Source organism: Psychrobacillus sp. FSL K6-2836, from assembly GCF_038003085.1.
Classification (GTDB): domain Bacteria; phylum Bacillota; class Bacilli; order Bacillales_A; family Planococcaceae; genus Psychrobacillus.
Genome location: NZ_JBBOOM010000001.1, coordinates 1,792,335 through 1,819,312, shown reverse-complemented (window position 1 = coordinate 1,819,312; position 26,978 = coordinate 1,792,335). Strand labels below are relative to the sequence as shown.

Below are 26,978 nucleotides of genomic sequence, written 5' to 3'. Positions count from 1 at the left end.
GAAACCAGGGGGTGAATGATTTTGAAACAAGAATCTATATCGGAAATGCATGGTAATATCCCTACTCCTCTAAGTAATACTAACGGGATAAAAAAAGTTATTAAATTTCTTGATCAAAGATTTGAAGAGATGTTGATTGTTTCAGGTTTTATAATCTTTATCGTACTAATAAATTTTCAGGTGATTAACAGGTACTTGTTACCGTTTATGGAAATAGCAAATGTTACTACTTGGACTGAAGAAATTTCCCGATATATTTTTATTGCTGTTTCCTTTCTTGGAGCAAGTTTAGCGATAAAGAAAAGAGAATCCATCCAAGTCAATGCACTTGTGAAAAGATTTCCAGTGAGTATCCAAAAGTCAATTAATTTGGCAAATACAATTTTTATGCTTTATTTCAGTTACATTATGATCCGCTATGGTTTCGAATTAATTTCATTTCAAGTGTCGACTGGACAAACATCTCCGGCTCTTGGAATGCAAATGGCGATTCCATATAGTGTCGTGCCAATAGGATTTTCATTAGTAATTATAAGGCTTATTCAGAATTTTAATATGGATTTAAAACTGCTAGAAATAAAAGATGGAGTTTTGGGTATCTTGTTGGCCGTCATAATTATCTTACCTATGGCATTATCGGCGAAGACAGCAATTGCTGTAGTTCTTTTTGGATACTTCATATTGTTCATCATGATAGGGATGCCAATTGCTTTTACGCTTGGAATTAGTACGCTGGCAACTGTTCTTGCTACAGATGCCATTCCTATTGATTTCCTGCCACAAACAGCTTTTACAAGTATTGATAACTTTCCAATTATGGCTGTTCCGTTTTTCATAGCAGCGGGCATAATTATGGGTGGCGGAAACATTATCAAACGACTCTTACGACTATCTGATGAATTATTAGGATTTCTGCCTGGCGGTTTAGCGTTAGTTGCCATAGTGACTTGTATGTTTTTTGCGGCGATCAGTGGATCAGGACCTGCAACTGTTGCGGCAATCGGAACTTTGCTAATACCCGCTATGATCAAACAAGGATACAATGCTGGATTTGCAACAGCGGTAGTTGCGACTGCAGGGTCACTTGGGGTAATTATACCGCCAAGTAATCCTCTAGTAATTTACGGTATAGTTGGGCAACAATCGATTTCAAAGCTATTTATGTCGGGTATTCTACCTGGGATACTGACAGGTCTGGCACTGATGCTTGTGACTTATATCATCTCTAAAAAAAATGGATGGCGAGGAGATAAAACAAGTTTTAATCTGAATTCAACCTGGAAGGCTGCTTGGGATGCAAAACTTGCTCTTTTAGTACCAGTCATTATTTTAGGCGGTATATATGGAGGATTTATGACTCCGACAGAAGCCGCTGCGGTTTCTGCAGCATATGGTTTGATAATAGGATTCTTTGTTTATAAGGACCTAACTTTTAAGAAAATGTATGATAACTTAGCGAATGCAGGTGTTACTTCTTCTATTATTATCTTATTAATAGTAATGGCTAGTATTTTTGGTAGATTGATTACATTGGAAGGTGTCGCTGAAACTGTCGCACACTTTGTCTTGACGATCAGTGACAATAAAATCATCATACTTTTGTTACTAAATATACTCTTACTTCTTGTCGGACTTGTAATGGAAGCGCTAGCGGCTATTGTTATATTAACACCAATACTTTTACCGATAGCTGTTGAATTAGGTGTAGATCCAGTACATTTCGGCTTGATTATGGTATTCAATCTTGCCATTGGATTTATTACTCCACCAGTAGGGGTAAATTTGTTCGTAGCAGCTGGGATTGCCAAGCTGGAAATTGAGCAAGTGATTAAAGGGGTAGTTCCATTGCTTATAACGATGCTGGTTTTACTAGGATTGATTACTTATATTCCGATGATCAGCTTATGGCTAGTTGGCTTCCTAGAATAGGAATTGGTATTTATGAATATATAAGGAGGATAAGTTATGACATCAACATATTTCCCAAGACAAATAGAGATAGGCAGGGATAGTTTAAGTGAATTAGGTAGAATTGCACTGGAAATGGGGGTGAAGAACTTATTCGTAATTATCGACGCATTCCTAATACCGGAACTTGGTTATGATAAAAAAGTTAAAGATATTGTCGAATCTAAAAATATAAAGGTTACTTTTTTCTCAGATTATCAAGGAGAACCTACAACTAATCATGTCAAAGATGCCCTATTGAAACTTAATAATGAACAGTCTGATTGCGTCGTGGCAATCGGTGGTGGGAGTGCAATCGACATCGCAAAAGCCGTTTCCTTATTTGGGTCTAATCCAACGATAAAGTGGGAAGAGATTGCAGAAACATTAAAACTAAATCGGCTTCCACTAATAGCAATACCGACCACAGCAGGCACGGGCTCGGAAGCTACTAAAGTTATGGTTGTAACAAATGTAGAGACACATCAAAAAATGAATCCTGGGCACAAGGATCTTGTTCCGGACATTGCAATTTTGGACCCAGTATTAACAGAGAGTCTACCGCCACACTTTACTGCGTACACAGGTATGGATGCATTAACGCATGCTATTGAAGCGTATATATCTACAAAAGCTAATCCAATAACCGATAATTTTGCCCTAACAGCTATAAAAATGATTCGCAAATCGTTACCGCGTGCATACAAGAATGGGCAGGATCTTGATGCGAGAGAAGAAATGTTGTTAGCAAGTTCATATGCAGGTATAGCCTTCTCAAATGCTTCAACGAATCTTGCTCATGCTATTGGTAGGGCATTAGGGGCAAGGTTTAATATTCCTCATGGTTTAAGTGTTTCATTGATGCTTCCTTTCGTCCTACGTTATGGACTGGAGGCAACTACTGAAAAATATGTCGAAATTGGGCATGCTTTAGGCGTGGTAAATGATGGGGACGATAAAAAAATGGCGAAATCTACAATCCAATATATCGATAAAATGAATGATCATTATGGAATTTGGCAAGCTGGAGTGAAATACATTAATGTGGAAGACCTGAAAGAAAATATAAATATTTTAGTTGAAGATGCACTTAGTGGCAATGGTATTTTGACAAATAGGATTGTTCCAACTCAGAAAGATGTTCAAGATATACTTCTTATGTTAATAGAGAAGTTAAAAAAAGCAGGAAATAATGAGTTGATAACCTCATGAGAGGTATTTTAAAAATATAGAGGTTCAACGCATGCAATCTGGTACGGACGTCATGATGAAAATATTAAATCACTAAGTATTAATTGTTGGGAGTAAAGTATAAAAATACTATTATATAGGAGGAAAAAGAATGACAAACACAAAAGAAGTAATGAAGGAAAAGGTAAATAAAAAAGTGAAGATGACGCCAAGTGAGGCAATTGTAGAAACATTGGTTGCGGAAGGTGTAAAAGATATTTACGGAATACTTGGATCAGCATTCATGGATATGCTCGATTTACTCCCAACGGCCGGTATTAACTTTGTTCCGGTTCGACATGAACAAAGTTCTGCGCATATGGCGGATGCGTATACTCGTGTTACTGGTGTAGCTGGGGTTGTAATCGGTCAAAATGGTCCCGGCATTACTAATATGGTAACTTCGGTTGCTGCTGCAAATCAAGCACATACTCCAATGGTTATCATTTCACCATCTGCAGGTACCCCTACGATCGGTTGGGATGGTTTCCAAGAGTGTGATCAAGTTTCAGTCTTTAAATCCATTACAAAAGAAACTGTTCGTGTTACACATAGAAACCGAGTAGCAGAAACGTTAAGAACTGCTTTCCGTATTGCGTATGCAGAAAGAGGACCTGTTTTGTATGATATCCCGCGAGATTACTTTTACGGTGAACTTGAGGAGCAAATCTTATCTCCGCATCAATATCGTGTAGATGCTCGAGGTAGCGGTGATCCTGCTTCTATTGAAAAAGCTGTAGAGCTTTTAAAAAATGCTGAAAATCCTGTAATTCTCTCAGGGCGTGGAGTGGTTGATGCGAATGGAATAGATGTTGTAGGTAAGATAGCAGAATATTTAACTGCACCGGTAGCTGTTTCATATATGCATAATGATGCTTTTCCAGCTGACCATCCATTGGCGGTTGGACCAATTGGATATATGGGGTCAAAAGCTGCTATGAATTCTTTAAAGAACGCAGACGTATTGCTTGCAATTGGTACTCGATTATCCGTATTCGGGACATTGCCAGCTTATGATATTGAATACTTTCCGAAAGATGCAGCAATAATTCAAATCGACATTAACCCAAGGAATATTGCCCGAACACATCCGGTTGAGGTAGGTATCATCGGGGACGCAAAAAGCGCAAGTGAAGAAATCCTTAAACAATTAGTTAGTGATGAAAGGGAAGTAGTATCTTCTCGTTTAGTAGAAATAAACAACCTTAAAGAGGAATGGGAAAAAGAGCTTGTTGAATTAGCGATGGTTGAAGGAAATCGAATTAATCCAAGACGGGCACTGTTGGAGGTAAGAAAAGCACTACCGGATAATACTATAATTTCGACTGATATTGGAAACGTATCTTCCACAGCAAATGCTTATTTGCACTTTAACCAAAGTAGACGACATATTGCAGCATTAACTTTTGGAAATTGTGGATTTGCTTATCCTGCAGCAATGGGTGCGCAAATTGCAGAACCAGATTCACCAACATGTGCAATTGTAGGTGATGGAGCTTGGGGAATGAGTTTACATGAGATTAGTACTGCAGTTGAACAAAATCTACCTGTTATTGCTTGTGTATTTAATAATGAATCATGGGCGGCAGAGAAAAAAAACCAAGTAGATTACTATAATAATCGTTTTGTAGGATCAAATATCGAAGCACCTGATTTTGCGGAAGTAGCTCGCTCGATGGGGGCATTAGGCTTTACAGTGGAAAAGGCAGAAGACATTGGACCAGCGATTGAGAAAGCATTGAAGGCGAAAAAACCAGCAATCATTGATATTCATGTTGATGGAACTATGCTTGCGCCACCATTTAGAAAAGATGCATTAGAAATGCCGACCCGTTACTTGGAAAAATACAAGCATTTGGATTACCATACTTGGAAAGATCAATAAATATATAAATACTTCTTAGAAGTAATCTAAATGAACATTCATAATCTCTATTTACCTACTTTTAATTATTGAAAGTATGGGAGATTATGAATGTTTCTTATTTAAATAAGAGTTCAAAAGTAAGGAGCGCGCTTATGGGGAAAATAAAAACCTATATGGATAAACTTGCAGTAGCCCCTAACCGTAATTTCTTTAGTGTTAATTTTCCTGGAATTGTTCTTTGTTTTATTGTGATGGTTGCAGGAGTTTATTTAGCTAATCTTATTGGGGTTGTAGTGGTAAATCTGAAAGTTTTACCAGAGGGCAGTTCGAGTCCTGTATCTGGAATATTTGTAGCTATTATTCTTGGTATTATCATTCGGAATCTAATTAATATACATCCTATTTTCATTTCTGGAATCGCTTTTGCCGTAAAATATGCTTTGCGGTTAGGAATTATCTTGCTAGGACTGAGGTTAAGTCTAATAGAAGCACTTAGACTAGGGGCATGGGGTATCCCGTTAATTATCGCCTGCATATCCTCAGGTATCATAGTGACTTTATATTTTACTAATAAAATGAAACAGTCCAAACGACTTGGGACGTTAATTGCAGGTGGTACTGGTATTTGTGGTGTAACTGCTATCATGGCAATTTCTCCTGTAATAAAGGCTAAAGACAATGAAATTTCATATGCTATTGCTAATATTACCATCTTCGGTCTTGTTAGCATGTTATTCTATCCTTTTCTTGCCAATACTTTTTTTGGAGATGATCCAGTCAAAGCAGGTCTTTTTTTAGGAACGGCAATTCATGATACAGCGCAAGTAACAGGGGCGGCACTTATATACAATCAGATGTATGACATTGAAGAAGCGGTTAATGTTGCAATGGTGACAAAATTGACTAGAAATTTGTTTATAATAGCAGTAATCCCACTTATTTCCTCTTTATTCTTTAGAAATGGGGATAGTAAAGACGCAGTAAATGGAAGTGAGAGGAGAATTCCAAAATGGTATAAACTTGTACCAATGTTTGTTATTGGATTTTTGCTACTTGCATTTCTAAGAACGGTTGGTGACATGAATTTAGAAAATAATAGATTAGCTCTAGGTTTCTTAGATTCGGCATCATGGGAAGCTTTTTATAGTTATGGAAGCTCATTTGGTACTACTTATATGCTTGGGTTAGCGATGGCGGGTGTAGGGTTATCGACTAGTTTTAAATCATTCAAAGGTATGGGATTGAAACCATTCTATATAGGGTTTATTGCAGCAATATCTGTTGGAATTGTTAGTTTGACATTAATTAGTCTGTTTGGTCACTTAGTTATTATTTAAAACAGTTTGGATTCATTGTCAGGACTGAACAATTTTTGAGTAAAACATAAATTTATAGAAGTTAAAATACAGTAACTAGATAGCTAAACTAAGAGAGTCTATTTCCAAGATATAGGGCTGTAGTCTATTCTTAGTTTTGAGTATTTTCATCCCTATGTAGCATACTATTTTTAAATAGTGTGAAGCATAGGGATTTTTAGTGTGGCAGATTGTTGGAAGATTACGACTAACTTCTGTAGTATTTAAATAGAAATCAAATTTTCCGTAAAAGAAGGACGAGTAAAGGAGTTATTACTATGAAGCAAAAATACGAAAAGATTTTTCAAGAATTTACTTTTCCATCAGGGGTAGTAGTAAAAAATCGAATAATGGTCGCTCCGATGACTCACTATTCCTCTGAAGAAAGTGGAGAGGTTTCTGAAAGAGAGCTAGCTTATTATAAAGAGCGTTCTGGTGGAGTCGGAACATTCATTACCGCTTGTGCGTATGTAAGTAAAGATGGTAAAGGATTTCCGGGTCAATTCGGTATAGATGATGACAAATTTCTTCCGGGATTGAAAGAACTAGCAAAAGCTATTCATTCGAATGAGACAAAAGCTATTATCCAAATTTATCATGGGGGCAGACAGTCACCTCCAGAATTACTTCCAGATCAACAACCAGTCTCAGCGAGCGCTATTGCGGCAGAACGTGAAGGTGCAATAGTTCCGCGAGAGATGACAGAGGAAGAAATTCATCATACAATCCACGCTTTTGGTGAAGCTACTAGAAGAGCAATTGAAGCGGGTTTTGATGGAGTAGAAATCCACGGCGCGAACACTTATTTATTACAGCAATTCTTCTCGCCACATTCAAATAGAAGAGAAGACCTATGGGGCGGATCTCTTGAGAATCGGATGAAGTTTCCTTTAGCAATCGTAGATTCTGTTAACAAAGCAGTGAAGGAACATGCAAAAGCTCCATTTATCGTTGGTTACCGAATATCACCTGAAGAAGGAAGTAACCCAGGGATTCAATTGGAAGATACACTTCACTTCGTAGATAAACTAGCAGATCAACACTTGGACTATTTACACGTATCGGTAAATCATTTCTGGAATGGTTCCTTCCGTGAAAAAGATAAAACGCAGTCGAGAATTATTAAAATACATGAAAAAATAGGGAATCGTACTCCAGTAGTTGGGGTAGGTTCAATGCATACACCTGATGAAGTGGTAGAAGCACTCGAAACAGGTGTCCCATTCATTGCGCTAGGTCGTGAATTATTAATGGAACCGAAGTGGACCGAGAAAGTCCAAGCAGGCGAGGAAGATCAAATACGTGTAACTCTTTCTAAATCTGCTCAGGAAGAATTAGTTATCCCTGATCCATTATGGGACAGATTGATGAATGTAAAAGGCTGGTTGCCTGTAGAAGATTAAAAATAGCCGAGAAAAGTGATGACCACTTCTCTCGGCTCTTTTGTTTAGTATATTAACGTGAAGTATATCCTGCATCTGCATGAATAGTTGTACCCGTCACGTAAGATGATGCATCGGATGCTAACCATAAAGAAGCTTGTGCAATTTCACGTGGTTGACCAAAACGATTCAACAAGCTTAATTGAGGGGCATATTCCTCTTCTGTATATCCGAATTGCTCTAATGCTCCACGAAGCATCGGTGTATCAATTGCACCTGGTGCAACCGAGTTTACACGAATGTTCAATGGGCCATTTTCTAAGGCAGCAACTTTTGTTATTCCTACTACACCGTGTTTTGCAGCAACATAGGCAATGTTATCTGGTTGTGGACGGAAACCACTTACAGAAGAGATATTAATAATAGATCCGCCTTGACCTTGTTCGCGCATTTGTTTTAATTCATACTTTAGGCATAATGCAGTTCCTGTTAAGTCAACACCGATTAAACGATTCCAATAGTCTTCATCGAAATCATGTGCAGGCTTATCATCTGGTGTAAGTGCAGCGTTATTGACTGCAACATCTAACTTACCGTACGTATCGACAGCAAATTTAACCATTGCTTGAACAGCCTCTGAATTAGATATGTCCACTTTAACGAATGAAGCTTCACCGCCGGCAGCTTTAATTTCTTCTACAACTTCTTTCCCTTTTTCTTCATTGAAATCAGCAATAACGACTTTTGCTTTTGCTTCTGCAAATAATATTGCTGTTTCTTTCCCCATACCCATTGCTGCGCCAGTAACGATTGCTACTTTACCTTCTAAAACTGGAAATGTCATGACATAAAACCTCCAAATTATTTTGTCTACACTTCCATTTTAGTGTGGGATAATAACATTACAAGAAACAGAATGTATTTGAATGTTCACTAATAAACAAACATCCTCACTTTGTGCAATAAAATACATATTTTCGGAGGTACGTATGAACGATTTCACAGATAAGAGAATTCAACGATCCAAAGAAATGTTAAAATCAACATTTATAGATCTGCTAGAACACAAAGATTTCAACGATATCAGTGTCACGGAAATTGTTAAAATGGCAAATTATAATCGTGGTACATTTTACAATAATTTTGGGACAAAAGAATATTTATTAGATGAAATTATACAAGAAACATTAGATTCGTTAAAAAGTGAAATTAGAAAGCCATACAATCGAACATTAGAGGTAAATTTATTGGAGATGAAACCTGAGGATATAAGTGTATTTCACTACTTTGTAATGGAACAACGGTTATATTCGATATTATTGAGTACGCATATTCGTGTAGATTTTCGTCATCAATTAGCAAAAACAATTGAAGAATTATTTATCAAAGAATACCAGTTTGAAATTCCTGAACAGCTTCATCTAGATAGCTCTTGGTTATATGTATACAGGGCGCATGGCGTGGCGGCTGTGATGATAAGATGGCTAGAAAATGGCTGTGTAGAATCACCTATGGAAATGTCTAAGCAAATTCTATTGTTAATGATAACCGGTACTTCGACATTTATAAATAAAAATATGGCAGACAAATAATACCTAGATTTTCATCGTGAAGTTGATTGATTGGAATTTTCCAATTTACTGGATTATGATAGAGAAAGATTATTAATATCAAAGGAGTTGCTAAAAATGGGACAATCATTAAAAGGTAAAGTGGCATTTGTTACGGGAGCAGGAAGAGGTATTGGTGAAGCTATAGCAATTGCTTTGGCAAAAGAAGGAGTAAACGTTGGATTACTTGCAAGAACAGAGGAAGCGTTAAAGGATGTAACAAAGGAAATAGATGGCTTAGGTGTTAAAGTGGCTTATGCACCAGCAGATGTTTCGTCAATAGAAGAAGTGGAGCAGGCAATTGAGAAACTAACTAATGAATTAGGAACGGCAGATATACTAATTAACAACGCAGGAATTGGTGGCTTCGTGAAACTAGTAGATGCTGATCCTCTGGAATGGAAGAAAATCATCGATGTTAACTTAATGGGTACCTATTATGTGACACGAACAGTACTTCCACAATTGATCGAAAAAAATGGGGGAGATATTATTAATATTTCTTCTACGAATGGATTAAACGGAGCACCTGGTTCAAGTGCCTATAGTGCATCTAAGTTCGGTGTTATTGGACTAACAGAATCATTGGCTCAGGAAGTTCGCCGAAATAATATACGCGTGACAGCATTGACTCCAAGTACAGTAGTAACAGAGCTTGCTACGAATTCATCTTTAGTGGATAAAGATAAAGTGGAACAATATATGCAACCAGAAGACATTGCAGAGTTCATTGTTTCGCAATTAAAACTGAATGCAAGAATATACGTAAAAACAGCTAGTCTATTAGCGACAAATCCTTTCTAATTTACGTAACAAACCATAGTGATTAGTTTAAATAATTTGCTCCATTCCTTTGAGGTATGGGGCTTTTTTGTGTTTAGAAGCAATTATCTCTAATAGGTGAAAGTCCTTAAAAGGTTTACTGTTGTTCTGAGTAAGGGTATTCAGTTAAAAAAATACTTAGTGTTCTAGTAGTTTTTGTTTTTTCATTAAATAGGTATTTTAAGCTAATTTGGGAATGGGGTATAAAATGTTTTGTAAGTCGAAATGCTTATTTTTGTTATTGTATTGCATGCTTTGGGTTGATATAATCCTCTTAAGAGAGTATAACGAGAAACTTATTTTTAATGCTAACCAAAAGTGAGGTGAATATGATGGAAATCTACTTTAATGATAGTACTACTTTAAACTCAAAGTTTAATAAAAGTGATTTTGTGCGATTTATTGAAAACTTCCCTGAACCAATATGTATATTGACGTTGAAAGAGGGACAATATCCAGATCGGTTTATATATGCTAACGAAGCAGCTGTGAAATTGACTGGTATGGATATGGAAGATATATGTTCACATAGTTGGGAAGACATGTTTGAGGTTCCTAGCGATTCAGATTTTGAAGCTTTGGAAAAAGAACATCGCTCAAAGACTCATAAGGCGGATTCTACGCCATTAAAGAGAAATCTAGAAGGGAAAGCATTAAAAGTGACAGGGCATGCAATTGAGCTCGAAGATGGTAATCGATATTTAATTTTAACTATTATCGATGTAACCGAACATCAGGATACTCGAAATAAGTTGAAAAAATCGAAGAGAGAGTTCGAATCACTGTTCTATCATAACCCTGATATAGTTTTTACGATTAATCCGGAGGGTATTTTCACAAACTTCAATGCAGCAGGGTTGAAGATTGTAAAATATTCGATTGAAGAAATCACAAGTATGAGCTTTCAGAAATTGATTGTTCCTGAAGATATTCAGCTTACAAATGATTGCTTATTAGAAGTATTGAAAGGCAATACAGCGGAATTTAAAATATCAATCTTCAATAGTGAAGGGATAGTATTGAAGATTGATATTACAGCGGTCCCTACTATACTGGATGGTGAAGTGGTGGAGGTTATTTGTGTCGCTCGTGATATTACCGAACAGATTCGAATGGAAGACCTCTTAAAGGAAAGTGAACAAAGGTATAGGGCATTATTTGATCACAACATAGATCCTGTTATTACCTTTGATTTGAACGGAAATTTTCTAGTCGTAAATGAGGCTACCGAGAAAATTCTGGGTGTCGCTGCTGAAGAATTGATTGGAAAGCCTTTTCTTCCCTTCATTGATAAACACAAGCAAAGTGAGACAATAGCTAATTTTCAAAAGGTTCATAGCGGAAATCCACATCAATATGAGACCTCTTTGCATAATAAAAAAGGTGAACAGGTTTTGTTACACATTACAGTAATCCCTGTGCTTATCGAACAAAAATTCTCTGCAGTTCATTGCATTGGGAAAGATATTACGAATATAAAGCGTAATGAGGATAAGGCAAACTTTATGGCACATCATGATATGTTGACTGGACTTGGGAATCAACGCTTATTCCAAGAGGATCTGCGTAGAGTAATTGAAACTCAAACTCCCGAAAAAATTAACTCAGCTGTTTTGCTGATCGATCTCGATCGCTTTAAGTTTATCAATGATTATCTTGGACATGAAATGGGAGATGCATTATTAAGACAAGTCTCAGAGCGTTTAGTGAAAACAATGGACCTAGATGGTACAGTTTACAGGTACGCTGGAGATGAATTTACTATTATTATGCAAGGCATTAATGAAAATCAAGTCCTTCTGAAAGCACAGGCATTAATATCGAAAATAGGTGAACCCTTTGATCTTGACGGTTTTGAAGCAATTTTAACTGCGAGCATAGGAATAAGTTTGTTTCCGAAACATTCAACCGATATTAAAGGTTTGATGAGGGCTTCTGATCATGCTATGTATCATGCCAAGCGTCAGGGACGCAATAATTATCAGGTCTACAATGCCCAAATAGAAGGTCTTTCAAAAACAGACCTTCATATGGAGACGCTACTACATAAAGCGTTAGTTAAACAAGAATTTGTACTTTACTACCAGCCTCAATACGATGCAAACACCAACAAGATTTCAGGGATTGAAGCATTATTGCGTTGGAACAGCAAAGAATTAGGGATGGTTTCACCTGCTGACTTTATCCCACTTGCTGAGGAAACGGGTATGATTGTACCGATTGGTGAATGGGTTATGCGAGAAGCATGCACTCAGAACAAAGAATGGCAGAGACAAGGTTTGCCGCCAGTACCTGTATCGGTTAATCTTTCTTTACGACAGTTTTATCAAACGGATCTAGTGGAAAAGGTTGAATTGATTTTAAAAGAAACGAAACTGGATCCGAAGTATTTGGAACTCGAAATCACAGAAACGATTGCAATGCAGCCCGATATTGCTATTCATGTGCTAAATGAACTCAAATTAATCGGTGTATTGATAGCGATGGATGACTTTGGTACAGGATATAGTTCATTGAACTACCTTCGTCGCTTTCCAATCGATCACCTCAAAATTGATAAAGCATTCGTGCAAAGTATCCAACAGGATGAAGAAGACCGTAGTATTATCGCGACGATTATCGCACTAGGTCATAATTTACACATGCCAGTCATTGCTGAGGGAGTAGAAACGGAAGAGCAAGCAAATTTATTGAAGAATTATAATTGCGACATGTTCCAAGGATATTTATTTAGCTGTCCACTGCCTGCAGAAATGATTCCAGCAAAGTTTAAATAGATTAGACCTGTTAACTCATTATTTCAGAAATGAGCTAACAGGTTTTTTGTTGACAAAATAACTGTTCCAAGAAGGCTAACTGTTAGTTAACGTACATTATTCCTACACAATTAAACCTTTCGCTGCTAACCTTAATTGAAACGTTGTATATTGTATGATCGGGGGTAGATTCCTCTTCTTAATTGGTTGAGGTGTTCATTCCACTATATCCCAAAATTGAGCAGCTACTTTTGAGGTAGGTGCGTCTTTTAGTTTTAAGATGACTGGTTCTACATTATGACTATATTCCTTCAATTCGAACAGTGTTAGATTTTCTAAAAAGGTAGATGCATAATCCATGCTTGGAATGATGGATACTCCCAAGCCTTTACTGACAAGTGATGCCACCATGGATATATCCTTACATTCAATAATAATATTTGGTTCTATGTCATGTTCTTCAAACGCTCTTCGTATATCCCCGTGAAAAGAATGCCCTTCCATTGCGCCAAGCATGATAAAAGGTAATTTGGCAATTTGTTTAAATGTCACATATGGGTGTGAAAATGATGTTGACCAGCTAGTTGGGACAATTATGACATACGGTTGTTTTTTTAATATTTTTATCTCATAGTGTTCGCTATTGCTAAGGCGTAAAAGGAAGGTCAAATCTATTTCTCTTTGTTCGAGCCGTTTTAATAATTCCTCTGAGTTACCATTAATAATACTAAGTTTGACGTTTGGAAATTGTGTTCTATACATGCTAATATAGTCGATCAGCATGTTTGAGCATGCGGAGGAAACACCGATACGCACAGTTCCGGCTATACCTTGCTCTACTTCATGAATTCTTTGCTTCACATCCTGCATTTGCAAAAGCATTTGCTCCGCGTATTGATATAATATTTCACCTGTTTCAGTCAGTTCCCATTTTTTACGATAACGATGGATTAAAGTTGTGCCAAGCTCTGTTTCAAGTTTTTTTAAGAGCTGACTGAGTGGTGGTTGTGCAATATGAAGTGCTTCTGCAGCTTTAGAAATACTGGACTGTTTTACAATTTCTCTAAAGTAATGTAGTTGGCGAATATCCATTTATATATACCTCCATCATATGTGTTTGCATATGAATAGTTTATCATATATATATTTTTCATATCTCGAATACGATGTTATGATTTATAAGAGATCAAAAAGAAAGCAGGTTATTTATGAATCATACAGATGTTACAATGAAGCGCCTTGTCTTATACGTAGGTGGCTTATTTTTTTTGACGCTTGGAGTAAGTTTGTCAATTCAAGCAGGACTTGGTGTATCGCCCGTTTCTTCTCTGGCGTATGCACTTGTGTTAACGACAGGATTATCCATCGGTATTACTACAGTCCTTGCAAATATATTATTTATCCTTGTTCAAATCATATTAAACAAACGTATTAATATAAAAGAATTCATACTTCAACTAATTATTTCGGTTGTATTTGGGTTCTTTATGGACGCTACATTATTCATCGTACAATTACTACCACCACCTGAATCCATCGTATTACGTTGTGTATATTTAATTATTAGTTTGTTTGTTGTATCAGCTGGATTAATCGGTTATTTCACCGCAAAACTCCCACTAATGCCCTATGATGCATTAACATATGTTATTAGTGAACGGTTCAAAATAAAGTTTAGTAAAGCAAAAATTATGGGTGATTTATTAAATGTTTTTGTCTCAGCTACGCTGGGTTTAGTTTTTATAAAGTCCTTTGGATCTATAGGCATTGGAACAATAGTAGCGGCCTATTTTATCGGTAAAATTTTAGGTTGGATGATATCGCACTATCAAGAATCCCTGAAACAATGGGTATATCAAAATGAAAAAGTAGTTCTTTAAGTTAAAAGAGAAAAATTATGAAGTAAAGAAACAGACACAGTATGGATCCGTAAATGTTATATTAATAATTGTAGGTTTATAAAGCTTACACTCAGTCAACCGGATAAGTGGGAATATAAATCATTAATAGGGGATGGGGTTAAACCAATACTACTACTCGACGAGCTTACTGCTTTTCAAAAGGATATGACAACGGTAAGTCTAGTTTTGGCTTTGGGAGATACTGCAATAGAAGGTTTAACTGATTAATTCGATAAAGAATTCCAAGAAACTGCCAGTAGAATCAATGATATGAAATTATCATCAGACGGCCAAGAACTGCTTGATAGAATTAGAGAATCATTATGCTTCACTGAATAATACTATTACTAGAGAGACAGTACCTATATTTAGCTGAAGTATTACAAAATGAAGTAAGTCATTTTAAAATCAACTAAGTATAAAGATTAAAAGGGGCACAACTAAGCGTTGTGTCCCTATTTTTGCATCTTTCAATTAGTAAGATCTATCCCTCTCACTCATATCACGTCGATTTGGAGACATTGACCCTTGCTTAGGTGTTAAATAACCAAGCTCGGCTAACTCTAGAGAAATCTCTTCTTTCTTACTAGTTGGTCGTTTCGCCATAGAACCTCTTTTATTAGCTCCTAGATGAGTACCATTTTTCATAAGAAAACCCCTCTCGACGTTTTTTTGATGCTTACTTAATATGGTTTGAAATATAGAAAAAATGCGTATCTAAACTATAAAGTAAAGTTTTTTTACAAACGTAAGCAGTTTAGTTTAAGTCTTTAGTTATTCCACCATTTCCTTATAGATAAAATAATCAAAATCGGCTGGAAGACTCTGGCCAGATGTATCCTGACATTGCATGCCGACAAATGCTCCGGTAAAAAAGCCACCGCCTTGAATATAGTCATCGGATAATTTATGCGATGCAAGTTGAATAGGGATTAGCGTCCAATTCTCACCGTCAAATGAATAAGAATATTCGTAAATAGACGTCTTTACATCCACTCTTAGATACACATATTCATGCTCCACAGGAATAACGATTTCTTTGCCTTTTAGAGGCTGATCATAGGTAGTGTTATCACATGTACTTAGCTCAAGAATTCTTCCCTTTTCCTCATGCCAGGAAATCTGAAGTGCAGTCCAGTTTTCTGTATTGTAATAATTAACTAAACCAGCTGATTGTTGAAAAGAATTTGGGTTAAATGCTACTTTCGTTTCTGCAGTAAAATTGAAGTGCTGCCAGCGCCTTGCTATAAAAGCTTGTGTAAACTTTGATGTTAAGGATTCTTTTCCGTAAAGTCGTAAATGACTGGGATTGTCCTTTAGTGAAAGAATATGTTCGCCAAGTGGTATCCGCAGCGATTGGAAATGATTGTTTAATAGTTCTCCGTCAAAATCATCCTTCTCCTCGAAATCCTTTTCCCAAACTACTTCTTCAATTGTCGGTCCTTCAATTTCAAGTGATGGTCCATTCCCATTCACAACGTAAGGCCAGTCATTTTTCCATTCGACTCTTTGAATAGCGGTCTCTCTTCCAAGTGGACAATATCCACGTGGATCCAATAATGGATGGTTGTCTTTTGGGAGAGGACGACCGGTTAAGTGAACTAAAAACCACTCATTAGTATGTGTTTGGACGATAGAAGCATGACCTGACTTTTGTAAAGGGTTTCGCGGATAAGGAAATGATGTTAATAATGGATTCTCCGGATGTACCTCGTAAGGCCCCTCTAAAGATTTGGAACGTGCAATAGTAGCAGCATGGTCATATTTTGTTCCACCCTCAGCGGTTAGCAAATAATAATAGTCGTTAATTTTGTATAGGTGAGGAGCTTCTACTAATTTGATATCCGTTCCTTTAAAGATAATAGTAGATTCCCCGACTAATTTCTTCTTCTCCACATCATATTCCTGAAGTGCAATACCATAAAAATTATGATGATGGAGCCGATGATCCCATTTCATATTCACCAAGTACTTTTTCCCAGATTCATCATGATATAAAGACGGATCAAAACCAGAGCTGTTCAAATAGATAGGCTCTGACCATTCACCATCGATAGTGTCGCAAGTAACCAAGTAATTATGGCAATCTTTCCACTGTCCCTCCGTAACCTTTACATCTGTGAAGATTAGCCAAAACTGACCTTCACTGTAGGATAGGGCAGGTGCCCAAACACCACCAGAGTTAGGGTTTCCCATCATATTCAATTGACTAATACGATTAAGAGGGCGAGAAACTAAGCGCCAATTTTTTAAATCCTTGGAATGATAAATACCAACACCTGGGAACCATTCAAAAGTAGAAACGGCAATATAATAGTCTTCCCCAACTCTGCAAATACTTGGATCTGGATTAAAACCGGGTAATATTGGATTTCGTATAGTTGTCAATTGTCATCATCCTTTGCATCTAGTTTTGTCTCTATAAAGCCATGGAGCGGGTTATAAATATAAGTTAAAGTTAGGCTTCACACGATTAAATAAAATACTAATAATTCCAGAAAAAGAATTTATTTCAACATAACAATACATATAACACTAGATCGAATAAAATGGCAAGTCATAATTTTTGGATAATTAATCGGAATAAAATAGTTTCTATTCTAGGACCGTATTTTGTTGGATACTGACACTCAAAAAGTTTTCGATGGAAAAAGCAGCAACTCCCAGTGCAGTAGATTTTGTCGATAACTCGGAAAAATCGATTTGCAAATCATTTTGTTGGAACCATAGAGCTTGGTTTGAAATTCTTTTATTTAACGATTCCTTTAACCATTTTTCAGAGTAAGCTAATCTATTACCGATAATGACTTGCTGAGGATTGAAGATATTAATAATGTTATTAATACCAATACCTAAATAATCTCCAGTTTGTTCAAACAATGCAACGATGTCGTTATTTCCACTCTCTGCAAGTTTTACTAGACCTTCTAAATCCTGCATATCAGAAGGAATCTCCAATTTTTCCGCCTGCCTTGCTAACGCTTGCTCCGAAGCATATAATTCCCAGCAACCTTCGTTTCCGCATCGACATTTAGCACCGTCCGCTTGAATCGTCATATGTCCTAGTTCACCTGAAAATCCATTTGAACCTTTGTATAGAGAACCATTGAGTATTAATCCAACTCCGATACCAATTCCAGCACTCACATAAATGACGTTTTCAAAATCTTTACCGACACCGAAGTTTTTTTCGCCGTATGCTCCAGCATTGGCTTCGTTTTCTATGATGATTGGAAGTTTATATCTGTCTTCTAGCACTTCTTTCAGGTTTACATTCCGCCAGTTTAAATTCGGAGCTAGTAGGATATTATCATCCTTATCCACAATGCCCGGGACCCCAACGCCAATTCCTATAACGCCATGTGGGCAATCGGGAGTGGAGGTGAGAAGGAACTCTATTGTTTCAAATAATTTAATCTCAATTTCTTCATAGGATAGATTTTTAAATGTTATTTGCTTCTCAGTGTGAATGTTTCCGTTAAGGTCTGTTAGTACTCCGAGTAAATAGTTAACTCCTAAATCTATTCCGATAGAGTAACCTGCTTTTTCATTGAACAGTAACATAACTGGTCTTCTACCGCCGCTAGATTCACCTGGACCAGATTCATAAATGAGATGCTCCTCTAGTAGATCATTTACTAAAGAGGACACAGTTCCTTTATTTAATCCGACTTGGCTTGCAACAGATGCTCTGGAGATAGGGGAGTTGTATTTTATTTTATCTAGAACTAGCGATTTGTTCCCTTTTTTTACAACATGATGATTCCATGTTTGGTTGGCGCTTAGTTTCATCCTTCTTCAGCTCTTTCTATCTTTTTTCATCATTCTATCATATAAACGAAGAATAAAAAAACTTTGTTTATCCACTAGACTAACATAGTTTTATTTGCTACAATGAAACCGCATACAATAGTCAGAATATTGTTGTAAAAATAATTGGGGTGGGGGAAATAAGAATGAAAATCAACAAAATGATTAAAGTTCTATTATTTGCTTCTGTATTTTATTTGTTGGCAGGGTGTTCAGATTCAAGTGAAACATCATCAAGTTCAAGTGGAGACAAAGAAGTTAAGTTTATGCATTTATGGCCAGAAGGAAGCTCCAAACAGCATTACGATGTTGTCAATGAAATTATCGCAGATTATGAAAAAGAACATGAAGGAGTCAAAGTGGATCTGGAAGTGTTAAGTAATGAACAATATAAAGATAAACTAAGAGTTTTATCGACGTCTAAAGAACTTCCAGATGTAGGAATGACTTGGGCAGCGGGATTCTTAGAGCCTTATGTTGGTGGTAACATGTTCGCTCCATTAGACGATGTTATTGGAGATCAACTAAGTGATAGCTTTGTACCGGGAACTGCAGAAGCATATGCATTAGATGGTAAGACATACGGTTTGCCATTAGAATTGAACATTGTGACTCTTTACTATAATAAAGCGATGTTTGATGAACAAGGCTTAGATGCACCAAAAACTTTTGAAGAATTAGAGAATGTTGTAAAAGCGTTTAAAGAAGATGGAATTGACCCAATTGCTTTAGGAAATAAAGATGCTTGGACAGGATCACTTTGGTATATGTATTTAGCGGATCGCCTTGGTGGGGCCGATGTCCTAAATAAGGCAATTGATCGCTCAGGTTCTTTCGAAGATCCTGCATTAGTAGAGGCAGCGCAAAAGGTTCAAGACCTTGTAGATATGGGTGCATTTGTTAATGGATTTAACGGATTAGCAGATGAGGAAGCAAAAAGTATGTTCATGAGTGAGCAAGTGCCAATGTATTTAATCGCAACTTGGGATTTGCCAAACTATACAACGAACGAAACTGTACCACAGGAATTTAGAGATTCCGTTGAATACCTGAAGTTCCCTACAGTAGATGGTAACGGGGATATGAATAGTTTTGTTGGTGGTCCTGGAGTTGGACTATTCGTAGCAGAGGATTCTAAAGTAAAAGAAGAAGCGAAAGATTTTGCAGCGTACTTTGTTAAGAAATGGGGAGAAAAAGCTGTTACACAAGCTGGCGTAATCCCTGCTACTAAAGTGGATGCTGATTCATTAGATCTTCCGGAAATGTATATTGATATTTTAAATGAATTAAATGAAGCAAGTAATATTACGCTATTTGCGGATGTTCAAATGAGTCCAGATGTAGCACAAGTACATTTAGACTCGATTCAAGCTCTATTTGGAAAAGAAATGACTCCTGAAGAATTTGCAAAAGCACATGAGGAAGCACTTTCAAAATAGAAATGAACGAGTCAATTTCATAATTAACTTATTATAAAGTAGACTTCGTTGATTGGAGCGAAAGGCGGCGACTCCAATGTCTTTGCGACGAGTAACCGCAGGAGCATATGTTTTCGCAGTGATGAGGAGATTGAAGTCGTGCCCACGAAAAGCGTCCGCCTAAAGTGGATATCAACATTAATCAGACTTTACTACTAATCAGTTCTTTAATAAATTGGATTAAAAAGAAAATTTCTAAAAAAGAGGGTTATCCTTTTCGGTTGGATAACCCTTCTCTACATGGTAAGGAAGGAGTTGACTGTTTTGAACAAGGTAATGTCTAACAAACTGTTAATAGCTTTATATATTTCTCCTGCATTGTTGCTAGTTCTGGTGTTAGTATTCATTCCGCTAATTCTATCAGGGTATTATGGCTTAATGGAGTGGGATGGAATAGGTGATAAAACATTCATTGGATTAGAGAATTATATAAATGGTCTGCAAGATATGAAGTTTTGGAGTAGTGCCTATCATTCGTTTTTACTGGCGATATTCTCCACACTGAGTTTAGGCATTTATTTAACAATATCCTTTATATTGGCATCCAAGATAAAAGGATCGGATTTATTGAGAAAGATATATTTAATACCGATGCTATTGTCCTCTGTTGCGATTGCTCAGCTTTGGATCAAAGTATATAATCCTTCGAATGGTATTTTAAATGTGTTTCTTAAACAAATAGGAGTGGAAAATCCACCTGCTTGGCTAGCGGATCCATCTTTAGTTTTATTTGCAATTTTCATCCCAATTTTGTGGCAATATGCGGGCTTTTATATTTTGATTTACTATGCTGCATTAAAGAATATTCCGGAGTCATTAATCGAAGCGGCGAGAATCGATGGTGCTTCTGCATTTCAAATTGCTACGAAGATTAAGTTGCCTTTGATCAAGGAAGTAGTCAGTGTGACGGTCGTACTAGCAATAGTTGGGTCGTTAAAATATTTTGATTTAATATATGTGATGACTTCTGGTGGACCGAATGGTGCAAGTGAAGTAATGGCTTCCTATATGTATAAGTTAGCATTTTCAAGTTATAACTTCGGGTATGGAAGTGCGATTGGATTCCTTCTACTAATAATTACATTAATCGTAACCTTTATCATTCGTAAATTAACTACACCAAAAGAGAGAATAGAATATTAAAGGAGGTTTGTATATGAAGCGTGTAGGCTACTTTTTTTTATATTTTAGTCTATTGGTTGTAGCATTGTTTCAAATCGTCCCGCTAATATGGTTATTCATCTTCTCATTAAAAGATAATCGAGAAATATTTGCGGGTTCACCATTTGCATTACCCTCTGAGTTTAGATGGGAAAACTATCTAAAAGTATGGGATGGAGGTATAGGAGTTTACTTCTTTAATAGTGTTTGGATCACCGCACTAGCTATATTGTTAACCGTACTTTTTGCAAGTATGGCAACTTTTGCGATAACTCGAATGAGATGGAAGTTAAGTGGGGCAGTTCTTAGCCTGTTCATCATAGGGCTTATGATTCCTATCCATTCAGCACTAATCCCTCTATACAGTATGTTTTTAAGTGTAAATTTAATAGATAATCCGCTGGGAGTTGTTATTACATATACAGCCTATAATCTACCAATTACGATGATGATTTTGCTTGGTTTCTATTACACGCTGCCAAGGGAAATAGAGGAAGCAGCCGTAATAGATGGTTGCTCAGTGAATCGAATGTTTTTCCAAGTTATTCTCCCTATGACAGTACCAGTAATGTCTACTACTGTTGTGATTAATATGATTTATAACTGGAATGAGTTTGTTTTCGTTAATACGTTTATAAGCTCTGAGAAATATAAAACATTAACAGTCGGTATCCAAAACTTTATCGGTCAATATATGACGGATTGGGGGGCAATAGGGGCAACTCTTATCATAAGTGTACTACCAATCATTATTGCTTTTATCTTCTTTAGTAATAAAGTAGTGGAAGGAATCTCTGCAAGTGCAGTAAAAGGGTAAGAAGAAAAGTGCGAGTGCTAGCTCCAGCGCGTGTTAGTGTTAGGCGCTGGAGCTAGACAACAAAAAATAGCTTCACGCAATGGGAAGCTATAATTCATTACTCACTTTTAATGATTCTTGCTTTTTGCTCACTTTCTGAAATGCGTGTAAGCTAAATCTCATCGATATAAAAGCGTAAACACTTCCGCCAAATATGAATCCAATTGCTGGGAGAAGACTTACTAAGTAGAAAAATGGTAATAGGCTTAGGAAAATTAGTAGAGTTGTAATTGGATTAATAAGCATGATAAAAAATGAATTTTTGATAACTTGTCCTAATTTTAAGTTGAAGTGTACAAAAGACGGAAAAAGATAAAATAGGAACATGATGAACAGTAATATAAAAGCAAACAATGGCAGGTATGTCCAAGTTAACAAATTACTATCGGTAGATTGTATGTAAAAAATATCTAATACAATAATAGCTCCAATTAGGGTAACAAGGACTCCTAACAAGTTGCTTTTAACGAATTCATCACGAAAATGTTTCCAAAAGGTATTAAATAATGGTATATCTGTTTCACCTTTCGACCATTCTCTCACTATGGCAAACATCGATATAGTGGATGGGAAAAACCCGAAAATCACGCCGCCTAGCAATGTAAATAGAATCCATAGCAAGTTTAAATAGGCAAATTTTGTGATCCATTCGGCTATATTATATATAAAACTACTTGTTGCATTCATAGAGAACCGTCCTTTTTTTCAATTTATTTGCAAGAGTTTAATAATTATTAATAGCATACACTTTTTATTTACAATAATACAACTTTGTTCGTATGATTAACAAACTAATTAAACAATTCAATTTCACACAAAAACCGTTGGTGAATAGTGTAGATAAAATTCAGGAGGTAAAAATAATGGTCTATTTCCAAAATGTCGAGAAAGTTAAATTTGAAGGTGCAACTTCAAAAAATCCTTATGCGTTTAAATTTTATAATCCAGAAGAGAAAATTGGCGGTAAAACGATGGAAGAAATATTAAGGTACGCTGTTTCTTACTGGCATACGTTTACGATGGATGGATCGGACCCTTTCGGAGCAGGAAGTATGAACCGCCCTTGGGATAAATTTAGTGGGTTGGATTTAGCAAAAGCACGAGTAGAGGCATCGTTTGAGTTTTATGAAAAAATGGATGTCCCGTTCTTCTGCTTCCATGATATCGATATTGCACCGGAAGGAAGTAATCTTAAGGAAAGTAATCATAACTTAGATGTTATTGTTAGCATGATAAAGGATTATATGAAAAATAGTAAAGCAAAATTGCTTTGGAATACGGCAAATAACTTTACGCACCCTCGCTTTGTTCATGGCGCAGCAACTTCAAGTAATGCAGATGTTTTTGCATACTCTGCTGCTAAAGTGAAAAAAGGTTTAGAAATTGGTAAGGAGCTTGGCGCACAAAATTACGTGTTCTGGGGTGGACGCGAAGGCTATGATACTTTACTAAATACAAATATGAAACTAGAGTTGGATAACTTATCTCGCTTTTATCATATGGCTGTAGACTATGCTAAAGAAATTGAATTTGATGCACAATTCTTAATCGAACCAAAACCAAAAGAGCCTTCTACTCACCAATATGATTATGATGTTGCAACTGCCCATGCATTTTTACAAAGCTACGGTCTGGAAAATTCATTTAAATTTAATATCGAAGCAAACCATGCAACACTTGCTGGTCACACATTTGAGCACGAGCTTCATTACGCTCGTATTAATAATATGTTAGGTTCCGTTGATGCGAACCAAGGTAACCCACTTCTAGGCTGGGATACAGATGAGTTCCCAACAGATCTATGGACAACAACTCTTGCAATGTATGAAATTTTGCAAAACGGTGGACTAGGCAGGGGAGGTTTAAACTTTGATGCGAAAGTTAGAAGAGCGTCATTTGAACCAGAGGATCTATTCCATGCACATATTGCTGGGATGGATGCTTTTGCAGTAGGTTTGAGAGTTGCACAAAACTTGATAGATGATAAAGTGCTTGAAAATGTTGTGGATGAACGCTACAAAACGTATAAAGAAGGTATCGGACTAGATATTGTAGAAGGCAAAACAGATTTCCATAAGCTAGAAGCGTATGCTTTGGGACTTCAAGATATTAAACAGACTTCTGGACGTTTGGAGCAAATCAAGGCGACAATTAATCAGTATTTATTGCAATCATTTAATAAATAATTTGAATGCATTTGGTAGGAGAGCTGAGCTATGAAATATGTTATTGGTGTAGATTTAGGAACGAGCGCTGTGAAAATATTGCTAGTTAATAAAAATGGGGAAGTTGTTCGAAGTGTATCGAAAGCCTATCCTTTAATACAGGAAAAAACGGGCTATAGTGAACAAAACCCCGAGCACTGGGTGGACCAAACGCTGCTGGGATTAAAAGAACTGTTGAAGGATTTTACAGGCGATGTAGCGAATATTGAAGGGATGAGTTTTTCAGGACAAATGCATGGCCTTGTTCTATTAGATAAGAAAAATGATGTTTTGCGTCCTGCAATTCTCTGGAATGACACACGCACTACAGCTCAGTGTCAGCAAATTTATGATGTGATAGGTGAGGATAGACTGCTTGAAATAACAAAAAACCCTGCTTTAGAGGGTTTTACATTGCCAAAAATATTATGGGTCAAAGAACATGAACCACAAATATTTGAGCAGGCAAAGACATTTGTACTCCCGAAAGACTATTTACGATATAGACTAACTGGCCAGCTTCATATGGAGTATTCGGATGCTGCAGGAACACTTCTATTGGATGTTAGTAGGAAAGAATGGAGCACAACTATATGTGCGTCATTAGATATCGAAACTAGTCTGTGTCCACCATTGTTAGATTCGCATGACGAAGTTGGTACTATTACTTTAGATGTTGCACAAGCTACCGGTCTTTCAGCAACAACTCGTGTGTTTGCAGGTGGTGCGGATAATGCTTGTGGTGCAATTGGCTCAGGAATTTTAGAAGATGGAAAAACGCTTTGTAGCATAGGAACATCTGGTGTTGTCCTATCCTATGAAGCGAACTCGGATAAGGATTTTGAGGGGAAGGTTCATTATTTTAATCACGGAGCATCAGAAGCCTTTTACACAATGGGTGTAACACTTGCTGCAGGCCATAGCTTGACTTGGTTTAAAGAGGTTTTTGCAAGTGAAGAGTCGTTCCAGGAATTATTATCTGAGGTAGAGAATGTTCCGATAGGGTCACATGGGTTGCTATTTACCCCTTATCTAGTTGGGGAAAGAACCCCGCATGCGGATGCAAACATTCGTGCTAGTTTCATCGGAATGGATAGTTCGCATCAGCGTAAAGACTTTGTTCGTGCTGTTTTAGAAGGAATAACATTCTCCTTGCATGAATCTATTGAAATTTTTCGGAAAAATGGAAAGTTGATAGATACAATTGTATCTATTGGCGGCGGTGCACAAAATGATGATTGGCTTCAAATGCAAGCAGATATTTTCGATGCAAAAATTGTTCGATTAACTAGCGAACAGGGACCAGGAATGGGAGCAGCGATGCTGGCGGCTTATGGATGTCAGTGGTTTGAGTCATTAAAAGGTTGTGCAGATGAGTTTTTAAAGGAAGATAAACAGTTTAATCCTATTGAAGCAAATGTGGAAAAGTATAAGAAGTTATTTCCTATTTATCAAGAAGTCTACAGTCAAACGAAGAATCTAAATAAAGTACTTTTGGAATTCCGTAAGTAAGGATGATGAAGAGTCTCAACTATATAGTTGAGGCTCTTATTTACAAAAGGGAGGAGTAGTAAGATGAATTATCGTCAAATTGGTAGTACGGATTTACAGGTAAGTGAGCTAAGCTTTGGTACTTGGGCAATAGGTGGAGCATGGGGAAAAACAAATGACGAGGAATCATTAAAAGCACTAGATTATGCAATTGGTAACGGGGTAAACTTTTTCGATACTGCGGATGTATATGGTGATGGGCATAGCGAAGAGCTTTTAGCTAAAGCAACACAAGGAAAGCATGCAGATATCCATATTGCTACGAAATTTTGTAGAGCAGCTGATGTGCATGATCCTCATACATATTCCATGGAAAGTGTAACTAAATACTGTGAGGATAGCTTAAGACGACTTGGGAGAGAGCAAATTGATTTGTTTCAAATTCACTGTCCACCTCTAGAAATTTTAAAGAATGGTCAAGTATTTGATGTACTTGATCGTTTAAAGGAGCAAGGGAAAATTCGCTATTACGGTGTCAGTGTAGAAACAGTTGAGGAAGGATTACTATGTTTGGAGCAGCCTAATGTTCGTAGCCTTCAAGTAATTTTCAACATCTTCCGACAAAAGCCGTTGGATGAGTTATTTCCTAAAGCAAAGGAAAAGGGTGTTGGGATTCTTGCGCGAGTTCCACTTGCTAGTGGACTGCTGACTGGAAAATTTAATGTTGATAGCAAGTTTGAATCAGACGATCATCGTAACTTTAACCAAAGTGGAGAAGCATTTAATGTTGGTGAAACCTTTGCTGGGCTAGGATTAGAAAAAGGTGTTGAATTAGCAGGCAAGCTAAAATGGATCGCGGAAGGTAGAGATAATATGACCCGCGCTGCATTGAAGTGGATATTGGAGCATGATGAAATTTCATGTGTCATACCAGGCTTTAAAACAGTTGCTCAAGTAAAGGATAACTTGCAAGCAGTGAATGTAAGTGCATATACAGCAGAAGAAATGCAGAAACTAGCTAAATTTTATAAAGAAAAAGTCCACAGGGAAATTAAAGGAGTTTACTAGTAACTTTCTGTGTGAATAAATGGGGTTATTGAATTTAAAA

General features: G+C 36.8%; 21 protein-coding genes. 15 read left to right on the top strand and 6 right to left on the bottom strand.

Translation table 11 applies throughout. The features are described 5' to 3' along the window. The first annotated feature begins 21 nt into the window (after nucleotides 1–21). The 5 genes from MKY37_RS08410 (at nucleotide 22) to MKY37_RS08390 (ending at nucleotide 7,802) form a co-directional block, all read left to right on the top strand. Nucleotides 22–1,929: a TRAP transporter large permease gene (locus MKY37_RS08410; protein ID WP_340775897.1), complete on the top strand. Its 1,908-nt coding sequence runs from the start codon at nucleotides 22–24 to the stop codon at nucleotides 1,927–1,929. Between the two features lie 36 nt (nucleotides 1,930–1,965). Next, the gene (locus tag MKY37_RS08405; protein ID WP_340775894.1) at nucleotides 1,966–3,159 is read left to right on the top strand and encodes an iron-containing alcohol dehydrogenase; all 1,194 of its coding nucleotides are present in this window, start codon (nucleotides 1,966–1,968) and stop codon (nucleotides 3,157–3,159) included. 130 nt (nucleotides 3,160–3,289) lie between these two features. Next, entirely contained in the window at nucleotides 3,290–5,062 is a 1,773-nt protein-coding gene (gene xsc, locus MKY37_RS08400) for a sulfoacetaldehyde acetyltransferase (RefSeq protein ID WP_340775891.1), read from the top strand. 134 nt (nucleotides 5,063–5,196) lie between these two features. Continuing rightward, nucleotides 5,197–6,381 (top strand): YeiH family protein, encoded by a 1,185-nt coding sequence (locus tag MKY37_RS08395; protein ID WP_340775889.1) that lies wholly within the window; start codon nucleotides 5,197–5,199, stop codon nucleotides 6,379–6,381. Between the two features lie 296 nt (nucleotides 6,382–6,677). Beyond that, on the top strand, nucleotides 6,678–7,802 hold the full coding sequence (locus tag MKY37_RS08390; protein ID WP_340775887.1) for an NADH-dependent flavin oxidoreductase: 1,125 nt from the start codon (nucleotides 6,678–6,680) through the stop codon (nucleotides 7,800–7,802). Nucleotides 7,803–7,854: 52 nt separating this feature from the next. Here MKY37_RS08390 and MKY37_RS08385 read toward each other — a convergent pair whose 3' ends face one another. Then, complete coding sequence (locus MKY37_RS08385; protein WP_340775886.1) at nucleotides 7,855–8,625, bottom strand: SDR family NAD(P)-dependent oxidoreductase; 771 nt, start codon at nucleotides 8,623–8,625, stop codon at nucleotides 7,855–7,857. Between the two features lie 145 nt (nucleotides 8,626–8,770). On the opposite strand from MKY37_RS08385, the gene MKY37_RS08380 reads away from it, so the two are divergent. The 3 genes from MKY37_RS08380 to MKY37_RS08370 all read left to right on the top strand — a co-directional run bounded on the left by MKY37_RS08380 (nucleotide 8,771) and on the right by MKY37_RS08370 (nucleotide 12,990). After that, entirely contained in the window at nucleotides 8,771–9,373 is a 603-nt protein-coding gene (locus tag MKY37_RS08380; protein ID WP_340775884.1) for a TetR/AcrR family transcriptional regulator, read from the top strand. Between the two features lie 96 nt (nucleotides 9,374–9,469). Continuing rightward, complete coding sequence (locus tag MKY37_RS08375; protein ID WP_340775881.1) at nucleotides 9,470–10,195, top strand: 3-ketoacyl-ACP reductase; 726 nt, start codon at nucleotides 9,470–9,472, stop codon at nucleotides 10,193–10,195. A gap of 350 nt (nucleotides 10,196–10,545) precedes the next feature. After that, nucleotides 10,546–12,990, top strand: coding sequence for a sensor domain-containing protein (locus MKY37_RS08370; protein WP_340775879.1), 2,445 nt, complete (start codon nucleotides 10,546–10,548; stop codon nucleotides 12,988–12,990). 195 nt (nucleotides 12,991–13,185) lie between these two features. Here MKY37_RS08370 and MKY37_RS08365 read toward each other — a convergent pair whose 3' ends face one another. Next, a complete protein-coding gene (locus MKY37_RS08365) occupies nucleotides 13,186–14,061 on the bottom strand; it encodes a LysR family transcriptional regulator (protein WP_340775876.1) in 876 nt (291 codons plus the stop codon). Between the two features lie 116 nt (nucleotides 14,062–14,177). Between MKY37_RS08365 and MKY37_RS08360 the strand changes: the two genes are divergently transcribed. Continuing rightward, nucleotides 14,178–14,849, top strand: coding sequence for a YczE/YyaS/YitT family protein (locus MKY37_RS08360; protein ID WP_340775873.1), 672 nt, complete (start codon nucleotides 14,178–14,180; stop codon nucleotides 14,847–14,849). Between the two features lie 495 nt (nucleotides 14,850–15,344). Here MKY37_RS08360 and MKY37_RS08355 read toward each other — a convergent pair whose 3' ends face one another. The 3 genes from MKY37_RS08355 to MKY37_RS08345 all read right to left on the bottom strand — a co-directional run bounded on the left by MKY37_RS08355 (nucleotide 15,345) and on the right by MKY37_RS08345 (nucleotide 18,662). Then, a complete protein-coding gene (locus tag MKY37_RS08355) occupies nucleotides 15,345–15,518 on the bottom strand; it encodes a hypothetical protein (protein ID WP_340775870.1) in 174 nt (57 codons plus the stop codon). A gap of 126 nt (nucleotides 15,519–15,644) precedes the next feature. Beyond that, nucleotides 15,645–17,258 carry a glycoside hydrolase family 43 protein gene (locus tag MKY37_RS08350; protein ID WP_340775867.1) on the bottom strand — a complete coding sequence of 538 codons (1,614 nt, stop codon included), beginning with the start codon at nucleotides 17,256–17,258 and terminating at the stop codon, nucleotides 15,645–15,647. A 207-nt stretch (nucleotides 17,259–17,465) separates the two neighbouring features. After that, on the bottom strand, nucleotides 17,466–18,662 hold the full coding sequence (locus tag MKY37_RS08345) for an ROK family protein (RefSeq protein WP_340775865.1): 1,197 nt from the start codon (nucleotides 18,660–18,662) through the stop codon (nucleotides 17,466–17,468). A 164-nt stretch (nucleotides 18,663–18,826) separates the two neighbouring features. On the opposite strand from MKY37_RS08345, the gene MKY37_RS08340 reads away from it, so the two are divergent. From MKY37_RS08340 to MKY37_RS08330, 3 genes are all read left to right on the top strand, one after another. Further along, on the top strand, nucleotides 18,827–20,119 hold the full coding sequence (locus tag MKY37_RS08340; RefSeq protein ID WP_340775862.1) for an extracellular solute-binding protein: 1,293 nt from the start codon (nucleotides 18,827–18,829) through the stop codon (nucleotides 20,117–20,119). 303 nt (nucleotides 20,120–20,422) lie between these two features. After that, nucleotides 20,423–21,301, top strand: a complete 879-nt coding sequence (locus MKY37_RS08335) for a carbohydrate ABC transporter permease (protein WP_340775860.1) — start codon at nucleotides 20,423–20,425, stop codon at nucleotides 21,299–21,301. A 13-nt stretch (nucleotides 21,302–21,314) separates the two neighbouring features. After that, a complete protein-coding gene (locus MKY37_RS08330; protein ID WP_340775858.1) occupies nucleotides 21,315–22,136 on the top strand; it encodes a carbohydrate ABC transporter permease in 822 nt (273 codons plus the stop codon). A gap of 87 nt (nucleotides 22,137–22,223) precedes the next feature. On the opposite strand, the gene MKY37_RS08325 is transcribed toward MKY37_RS08330, so the two are convergent. After that, nucleotides 22,224–22,862, bottom strand: a complete 639-nt coding sequence (locus MKY37_RS08325; protein WP_340775856.1) for a YesL family protein — start codon at nucleotides 22,860–22,862, stop codon at nucleotides 22,224–22,226. 176 nt (nucleotides 22,863–23,038) lie between these two features. Here MKY37_RS08325 and xylA point away from each other — a divergent pair, with 176 nt between their 5' ends. The 3 genes from xylA (at nucleotide 23,039) to MKY37_RS08310 (ending at nucleotide 26,938) form a co-directional block, all read left to right on the top strand. Then, nucleotides 23,039–24,361, top strand: a complete 1,323-nt coding sequence (xylA, locus tag MKY37_RS08320) for a xylose isomerase (RefSeq protein ID WP_090565006.1) — start codon at nucleotides 23,039–23,041, stop codon at nucleotides 24,359–24,361. A gap of 30 nt (nucleotides 24,362–24,391) precedes the next feature. Then, nucleotides 24,392–25,891: a xylulokinase gene (gene xylB, locus MKY37_RS08315; protein ID WP_340775854.1), complete on the top strand. Its 1,500-nt coding sequence runs from the start codon at nucleotides 24,392–24,394 to the stop codon at nucleotides 25,889–25,891. Between the two features lie 63 nt (nucleotides 25,892–25,954). Continuing rightward, nucleotides 25,955–26,938, top strand: coding sequence for an aldo/keto reductase (locus MKY37_RS08310; RefSeq protein WP_340775852.1), 984 nt, complete (start codon nucleotides 25,955–25,957; stop codon nucleotides 26,936–26,938). Nucleotides 26,939–26,978 lie beyond the last annotated feature (40 nt).

Bases quoted from the DNA above. Each gene is read 5' to 3' on its own strand.
- MKY37_RS08370 (WP_340775879.1), top strand. From the start codon at position 10,546: ATGGAAATCTACTTTAATGATAGTACTACTTTAAACTCAAAGTTTAAT.
- MKY37_RS08405 (WP_340775894.1), top strand. From the start codon at position 1,966: ATGACATCAACATATTTCCCAAGACAAATAGAGATAGGCAGGGATAGT.
- MKY37_RS08340 (WP_340775862.1), top strand. From the start codon at position 18,827: ATGAAAATCAACAAAATGATTAAAGTTCTATTATTTGCTTCTGTATTT.
- xylA (WP_090565006.1), top strand. From the start codon at position 23,039: ATGGTCTATTTCCAAAATGTCGAGAAAGTTAAATTTGAAGGTGCAACT.
- xylB (WP_340775854.1), top strand. From the start codon at position 24,392: ATGAAATATGTTATTGGTGTAGATTTAGGAACGAGCGCTGTGAAAATA.
- MKY37_RS08355 (WP_340775870.1), bottom strand. From the start codon at position 15,518: ATGAAAAATGGTACTCATCTAGGAGCTAATAAAAGAGGTTCTATGGCG.
- MKY37_RS08395 (WP_340775889.1), top strand. From the start codon at position 5,197: ATGGGGAAAATAAAAACCTATATGGATAAACTTGCAGTAGCCCCTAAC.
- MKY37_RS08360 (WP_340775873.1), top strand. From the start codon at position 14,178: ATGAATCATACAGATGTTACAATGAAGCGCCTTGTCTTATACGTAGGT.
- xsc (WP_340775891.1), top strand. From the start codon at position 3,290: ATGACAAACACAAAAGAAGTAATGAAGGAAAAGGTAAATAAAAAAGTG.
- MKY37_RS08375 (WP_340775881.1), top strand. From the start codon at position 9,470: ATGGGACAATCATTAAAAGGTAAAGTGGCATTTGTTACGGGAGCAGGA.
- MKY37_RS08310 (WP_340775852.1), top strand. From the start codon at position 25,955: ATGAATTATCGTCAAATTGGTAGTACGGATTTACAGGTAAGTGAGCTA.
- MKY37_RS08365 (WP_340775876.1), bottom strand. From the start codon at position 14,061: ATGGATATTCGCCAACTACATTACTTTAGAGAAATTGTAAAACAGTCC.
- MKY37_RS08345 (WP_340775865.1), bottom strand. From the start codon at position 18,662: ATGAAACTAAGCGCCAACCAAACATGGAATCATCATGTTGTAAAAAAA.
- MKY37_RS08325 (WP_340775856.1), bottom strand. From the start codon at position 22,862: ATGAATGCAACAAGTAGTTTTATATATAATATAGCCGAATGGATCACA.
- MKY37_RS08390 (WP_340775887.1), top strand. From the start codon at position 6,678: ATGAAGCAAAAATACGAAAAGATTTTTCAAGAATTTACTTTTCCATCA.
- MKY37_RS08330 (WP_340775858.1), top strand. From the start codon at position 21,315: ATGAAGCGTGTAGGCTACTTTTTTTTATATTTTAGTCTATTGGTTGTA.
- MKY37_RS08380 (WP_340775884.1), top strand. From the start codon at position 8,771: ATGAACGATTTCACAGATAAGAGAATTCAACGATCCAAAGAAATGTTA.
- MKY37_RS08385 (WP_340775886.1), bottom strand. From the start codon at position 8,625: ATGACATTTCCAGTTTTAGAAGGTAAAGTAGCAATCGTTACTGGCGCA.